Below are 2,104 nucleotides of genomic sequence, written 5' to 3' on the forward strand. Positions count from 1 at the left end.
TGGCCAACCGCTCATGGTTGACGTAGAAAACTGGATGGCGCACGAAGGATCAGCCAAAAAGCTACTCGATACATTTAGACGAACCGACACCCCAAACGAAACCCTTATTTTATCGGGAGACGTACATTACTCATTTTGCTTTTCGGTGCAAAAACGTTTTGGCGATCACCCCAATCGAATTTGGCAACTTACCGCCAGCGGTATTAAAAACGAGTTCCCGCGTAAATTAATAAACATACTCGATAAACTAGATTCAATTCTATACGGCCCAAAAAGTCCCTTAAACTTTTTTACCAAACGCTGGCATATGGAAGTAGATAAGCACCAAACCATAGGCGAAGGGCAAAAATACTTAGTAAGCGACTCAGCTATTAGTTTAATAACACTAGAGCAGGGGAATTTAGCCCGATATCAACTTATACACGGTGAAGGGTATTTAACTGAGTTTGATTTAGAACATAAGTAATAAGTTACTCATAAACGTAAAAGCGCAGTTTCTTATTACTTAAAAATGGATCCCACCACTGAGAGCACAGAGGCGCTTTGCGCTACACAGAGGAAATACTAGTAATGGTTGGTCACTACTCCTTTTCTTCTCGGTGCTCTCTGTGGTGATTTAATTTCTTATATATTTTATTACTTATATTTTGTATTTAACTATGCTCTTTTCGGCTTCGTTTAGACGCAGGTAACTTACTACTCAATATTGCTAAACATAAAATAGTCATAAATAACATCGAGTTTGCTCCAGCTTGCAAAGAGTAATCTACCAACGAATGCAGCAACATATCTATAATTGCAATGGCACAACCAAAGGCAACACCCTGAAACAGCGCTGTTTTACGCTTTCGCATAGTCGCTATACATAGCCATAAACAATAAAGTATAAGTGAGCCCAGTGCGGCTGTAGTGGGTATACCCAGCTCTACTGCAAACTGTACGTAATCGTTATGGGCATTATCGTAGTAACCTGAATAAGGCTCAGACTGATACGCCGGAAACGCAGTATAAAATGTCCCCCCACCAGAGCCCAACAAAGGCTTATCTAAAATAAGGGGTATTGAATCACGTACAACTTCGTCACGGGTTTCTGATGAAATACTGGTTTCGCTAATACGCTGTTTAACTTTTTCTACATCAAATATAGCACCAATGATAATCAAATCGATTATAAAAAAACTTATTATAAGTAGTTTGAACGCTTTAGGTTTTTGCTTGTAAATAAAAAACGCGAGTAAGCTAACAACCATTAATGCAATAAAAAACGCTGAGTTACCCATACGGCTACGGGTTAAAATAAGCGCCACAATAATAATAATTAACGAAATACGTAAAATTATTTTTGAGCTCAAAAGTATTTCAGTCCACGCACGAAGTGTTTGTTTTAATGTTTGTTTATAATCGCTAGTTGAGCGTTTTAGCTCGCTCACTAAAACACCAATACCTAAACACAAACATAAAGCTAAAAAGTTAGCTAAAAAGTTAGAGTAGGTAAATGTACCAATAGCACGTTCGGTATGTTTATAGCCAAATAGCGGGCTAATTATATCTGGCGATAGGTTTAAATAAGTGGCATACAAAGCCTGAAAAACGCCTGCACTTATAATTGCATATATTAAATTTTTAATACGCTTTTCAGTATTACAATAAATAAATAATAGCCAACAAAATAAAATCATAAAACTTGTTTTAATAAGCATTTGTTTTGTTTGAAACGGGTCAAGGCTAACGCTAAATATTTGTATAAAGCAAATTAAAACAACAGCACCAAGTGCAACAAATAACGGCCAGGAATACAAAGGAGGATAGAGGGGCTGCTTATTATTTATAGCGCTATTAATTAAATGAACTAAAAAAGTGGCACCAATTAACAAACCAATAGCTAAAATAGCCCAAGGGCGGTAGCTACCTAAGGGAATAGGTAGTAAAAAAAGTATTGCGCATAGCAACAAAAATATAAAACGATTCAATGTAAACTCATAAAGTAAAAACGCAGCCATAGGCTGCGTTTGTATTATATTTTAGAAGAGTGTTTAGTTACCAACTTCAGATATACCAGCATCACCACCAGTACCACCAGTACCAGGCGGTACTGTAACTGTAG

The 2,104-nt window shown here is 36.9% G+C and carries 1 protein-coding gene and 1 pseudogene; one reads left to right on the plus strand and one right to left on the minus strand.

The genetic code is table 11. The features are described 5' to 3' along the window. Window positions 1-466 (plus strand): annotated as a pseudogene (locus tag L652_RS0101915) (metallophosphatase); the annotation flags it as partial. A 187-nt stretch (window positions 467-653) separates the two neighbouring features. Here L652_RS0101915 and L652_RS0101920 read toward each other — a convergent pair. After that, complete coding sequence (locus L652_RS0101920) at window positions 654-2,000, minus strand: O-antigen ligase family protein (RefSeq protein WP_033013146.1); 1,347 nt, start codon at window positions 1,998-2,000, stop codon at window positions 654-656. Between the last annotated feature and the right edge of the window lie 104 nt (window positions 2,001-2,104).

The organism is Pseudoalteromonas sp. TB25 (assembly GCF_000497995.1).
GTDB classification, from domain to species: Bacteria; Pseudomonadota; Gammaproteobacteria; order Enterobacterales; family Alteromonadaceae; genus Pseudoalteromonas; species Pseudoalteromonas distincta.

What these genes read in the sequence shown, in the direction of transcription:
- L652_RS0101920 (WP_033013146.1), bottom strand. Translation starts at nt 2,000, where the DNA reads ATGGCTGCGTTTTTACTTTATGAGTTTACATTGAATCGTTTTATATTT.